The organism is Streptomyces sp. NPDC004658 (genome assembly GCF_040609555.1).
Classification (GTDB): Bacteria; Actinomycetota; Actinomycetes; order Streptomycetales; family Streptomycetaceae; genus Streptomyces.
Genome location: NZ_JBEXKG010000317.1, coordinates 1 through 3,953 on the forward strand (window position 1 = coordinate 1; position 3,953 = coordinate 3,953).

4 protein-coding genes are annotated in these 3,953 nt (G+C 74.4%); 1 reads left to right on the forward strand and 3 read right to left on the reverse strand.

Translation table 11 applies throughout. The features are described 5' to 3' along the window. Positions 1-9: 9 nt before the first annotated feature. The 3 genes from ABZV94_RS40600 to ABZV94_RS40610 form a co-directional block, all read right to left on the reverse strand. A complete protein-coding gene (locus ABZV94_RS40600) occupies positions 10-1,488 on the reverse strand; it encodes an AAA family ATPase (protein WP_356349975.1) in 1,479 nt (492 codons plus the stop codon). Between the two features lie 110 nt (positions 1,489-1,598). After that, positions 1,599-2,663: a helix-turn-helix domain-containing protein gene (locus ABZV94_RS40605; RefSeq protein WP_356349977.1), complete on the reverse strand. Its 1,065-nt coding sequence runs from the start codon at positions 2,661-2,663 to the stop codon at positions 1,599-1,601. A gap of 190 nt (positions 2,664-2,853) precedes the next feature. After that, a complete protein-coding gene (locus ABZV94_RS40610) occupies positions 2,854-3,705 on the reverse strand; it encodes an NmrA/HSCARG family protein (RefSeq protein ID WP_356349980.1) in 852 nt (283 codons plus the stop codon). A gap of 25 nt (positions 3,706-3,730) precedes the next feature. Here ABZV94_RS40610 and ABZV94_RS40615 point away from each other — a divergent pair. Then, on the forward strand, positions 3,731-3,953 hold a 223-nt coding region (locus tag ABZV94_RS40615), incomplete at its 3' end, for a hypothetical protein (protein ID WP_356349983.1).

The window sequence follows — 3,953 nt, forward strand, 5'->3', positions numbered from 1 at the left end:
CACTTTACATCATCGTCGGCCCCCGTTGTTCGGACCCCGGGGGCCGAGTCCGTTGCGGAGGGGGGATCCGGCTGCGGGCGGCAGGAGTTGGGGCGCGGCGAGGTCCAGGTTCCACAGCGTGCCACCGAGGGCGGCCTGGAGCCGGCCGAACGTCTCCAGGGGCGGCCGGGCGGCCAGCAGCCGGTCCCCGGTCGCGAGCGCCTCCCGGTTCCGGCCGGCCCGGGTCAGGGACACGATGGCCTGCTCACCCGCGGCGAACCACGACGGCCGTGCCACCGGCACCAGTTCCAGTGCGCGTGTCACCAGGTCGGCCGCGAGTCCCGGCGTGACCGGCAGCACGTCGGCGGCGGCGCGCCTGAGCAGTGCCACCGCCTCCTCGTCTCCCGGCTGGGCGCCCCTGAGGACGTGCGACACCACGTCGATCGGCTGGTGGCCCGCCGCGACGAGCCGTCCCGCGGCCTCCCTGTGCAGCACCTTCCGCGCCGACGGCGGGATGTCCACGTACACCGCCTGGCGCAGCAGGTCGTGCCGGAAGGCGACCTGGTCGCCGTCGTCGGCCAGAAGCCCCGCGCGCACGGCCTCCTCCAGCGCCGGGAGCAGCTCCACGGACGGCCGGCCGCAGAGCGCGGCGGCGTCGTGGAAGCCGAAACTGCGGCCCAGCACCGCGCCCATCTGGAGGAAGCGCAGCGTGTCGGGGTGCAGGGAGCCGAGCCTGCCGCGGACGCCCACCACCAGCCCCGGCGGCACGGGGCCGGACGAGGAGCCGGCCGTCCGCAGTCCCGCGAGCATCTCGACGGCCAGGAACGGGTTCCCGCCCGCTCCGGCCAGCAGGTCGCGCACCCGCTCGTCGACGGCGGCTCCCAGGGTGTCACCGGCCAGCTGGCCGATGGCCGCGCCGGACAGCGGGCCCAAGGACAGGGTGCGGACCGGAAGTTCGTCCCGCACGGCCGCGACGATCTCCTCCGCCGGACCGCCGACGCCCTTCCGCTCGGTCAGCAGCCACAGCACGGGCGAGGTCCGCAGACGGCCGGGCAGCTGCCTGAGGGCGAACAGGCTCAGCGGGTCGGCCCACTGCGCGTCGTCCAGGGCGATCAGCACCGGCGCGTCGCCGGCCCGCTCCTCGATCGCCTCCGCCAGGTGCTCCACCAGCCAGATCCGCTGGTCGTGCCGGCGCGCGAGGTCGACCAGCGCGTCACCGGACAGCAGCGGCCGGTCGCCGTGCAGGACGCTCGTCGCCAACGACGACAGCGGCACGAGGTGGTGCAGCTCGTCGGCCTTGCCGTACCCGACGGTGAACCCCGCCGCCTCGGCCCGGGCGACGGCTTCGGTGAGGAGCGTCGTCTTGCCGATCCCCGGTTCCCCGCGGAGCAGGGCGAGTGCGCCGCCGCCGGTGCGGGCGACCGTGTCGATCAGCGTCCGCAGCTCTTCCAGCTCGGCCTCCCGGCCGCGCAGACCGCTGCGCGACAGCGGTCCGCCTGACCCCGCCACCTGGGTGCCTCCCTGTCCGCACGCGCCGGTCAGGCCGGCGTCCCCGGGGGCCACTATGGCAAAAACGGCAGCTCAGCGCATAGTGAGGGGGTGCTGGCGCGAGACCCGGCTCATGCCGACGCGGCCCGTTCGGCGGACGACGAAAGGGGGTTCGCGGCCGGACGGCCCAGGAGCAGCGCGGACCGCTCCCGCCGGGCCGAGTCGCGCCACGCGGCGGGAGGGACCCCGTAGGCGGCCCGGAACACCCGGCTGAAGTGGGAGGCGCTGGTGAAGCCCCAGCGGTGCGCCACGGCGGCGACGGTCAGGTCCGCCGACGCCGGGCGGGACAGGTCGCGACGGCAGTGTTCCAGACGGCGCTGCTGGATCCACCGGCTGACGGTGATGTCCTCGAGCTCGAACAGCTTGTGCAGATAGCGCACGGAGATGTGGTGTGCCCGGGCGACGGACTCCGGGGTCAGGTCCGGGTGCGCGAGGTGCCGGTCGATGTACACCCGGATCCGCACCAGCAGCGTCCGGGCCCCGCTCGTGGAGTCCTCGGTCATCCTGCCGAGCCGCTCCTCGGCCAGGGTCTGCACCAGGTCCACCACGTTGCGGGCGATCAGCTCACCGGTCCGCTGCGGATACGTGGCCGCGCTGTCCACGAGCCGGGACAGGAGCGGCGTCAGCAGGCCGCCGACCGCCGACTCGGAGCCCAGCGGAGCCGCCGTGAGCTGCCGCAGGTCGGACTCGCCCAGACCCAGGACCGCCCGGGGGAGGACCAGCGACTTGGTCCGGAACCGCTCGGGGAGGGTGAGATGGACGGGCCGCGCCATGTCGTAGACGAAGAGCTGGCCCGGCCGCACGTAGGCCTCACGGTCGTCCTGCTCGATGCGGGCCGTGCCCCGGCAGAGCAGTTTCACCACCACGTGGTCGTCGTTGTCGCTGCCCGCGATGAGCCGCCGGGTGCGCCGCGCCCGCTGCGGATCGCCGTCCACGGTGACGGTCTGCATCGGGCCCAGCGGCGACGTACGGATCGTGCCGGAGTCGACCTCGTCGGACACGCGCATGTCCACGGCGCCGAACGTCCGCGACAGGGCCTCGCGCCAGTACGCCCGTCGCCGGTGGGTGGGGACCGCCTTCGTGGTGTAGACGGTGCCCGAGGCCCCGGCGTCCGGTGTCGAGGGATCCGACGACATGTTCTCCGCCCTTCGGCTGCTGCGCTCTGCGAGACGCAGCGTGCCAGGACGGGCCGGATCATCACATCGCGTGAACACATGAGACCACCGGTAGGCGGCAGAGGGGGCCGAGCCGTACCGCCCCGGGCATCATGCCGCGGGCCGGTCGGAGCGGCCGCGCCGCGGTCCGTTCCGGAACGGGAAGGCCTGTTCAGCGGGCGCCCGCCCAGGTGCGCCGCGCCCAGTCCGCGAAGCGGGTCCAGCGGACCTCCGGGTGGGCGGCGTGCAGCGCGGGGATGTCGACACGGTAACCGGGTCCGTTCAGGAACTCCCACATCGCGTGCATGTCCGGATTGCCGATCGCCGCCAGCGGGACCTGCTCGTGCCGGACCTCCCGCCCGAGCGCCGCGCCGAGCGCCGCCGCCATCTGGACGGGAGTGGGTGCGTCGCCGGCCAGCTCGATGCGCCGCCCGGTGTAGGGAGCGGGATCGAGCAGCACCTGCGCCGCGAACGCGCCGAGGTCGGGACGGGCCAGCTGCTGCAACGGCCGGTCGGGCGGCAGCGGCAGATCGAGGACGCCGTCCAGGATGCGCTCCGCACCGCCCAGCGCGTTGTCGAAGAAGTAGGTCGGCCCGAGGATCGTGTACGGCACGTCGCCCGCGGCCAGTTCCGCCTCGATGCGCGCCTTGCTCTCGAAATGCGGCACCCCGCTGTCCTGGTCGGCTCCCGCCACCGAACTGAAGACGAGGTGCGCAACGCGTTGCTCCGTCGCGGCGGCGAGGATGGCCCGCCCCTGGTCCACCTCCGCGTCGACCCCGGCCTCGAAGGGAGTGGTGAACGCGAAGACACCCGCCACCCCGCGCATCGCCGAGGCCAACGACGCGCGGTCGCTCAGCGAGCCCGCCACCACCTCGACGCCCCGCTCGGCCAGTTCCCGTGCGGATCCCCGGCCGGGGTCACGCACCAGCGCGCGGACCCGCGCCCCGCGGCCCAGCAGGGCGTCGGTCACCGCCCCGCCCTGCCCGCCGGTCGCCGCGAGCACCAGAAGCGGTTCGTCGGTCATCGAAGATCTCCCTCTCTCGTACGCGGTGTGGGGCGCCGGCCGGAGGACGCCGGCCCCCTGGCAGCCTTCCACCCCGGCCGGCGTACCCGGCGTCACGGCGCGCGGTAAGCCGGGCCGGCACGTCGACGTTCCGGCCCTGGAGCGCGCGGGACCCGTACCGTCCGGGGAACCACTGTTCGACAGCATGGTGGTGTTCGAGAACTACCCCGTGGACGAGTCGGCCACGGCCCGCACCGGCGTCCGCGTCG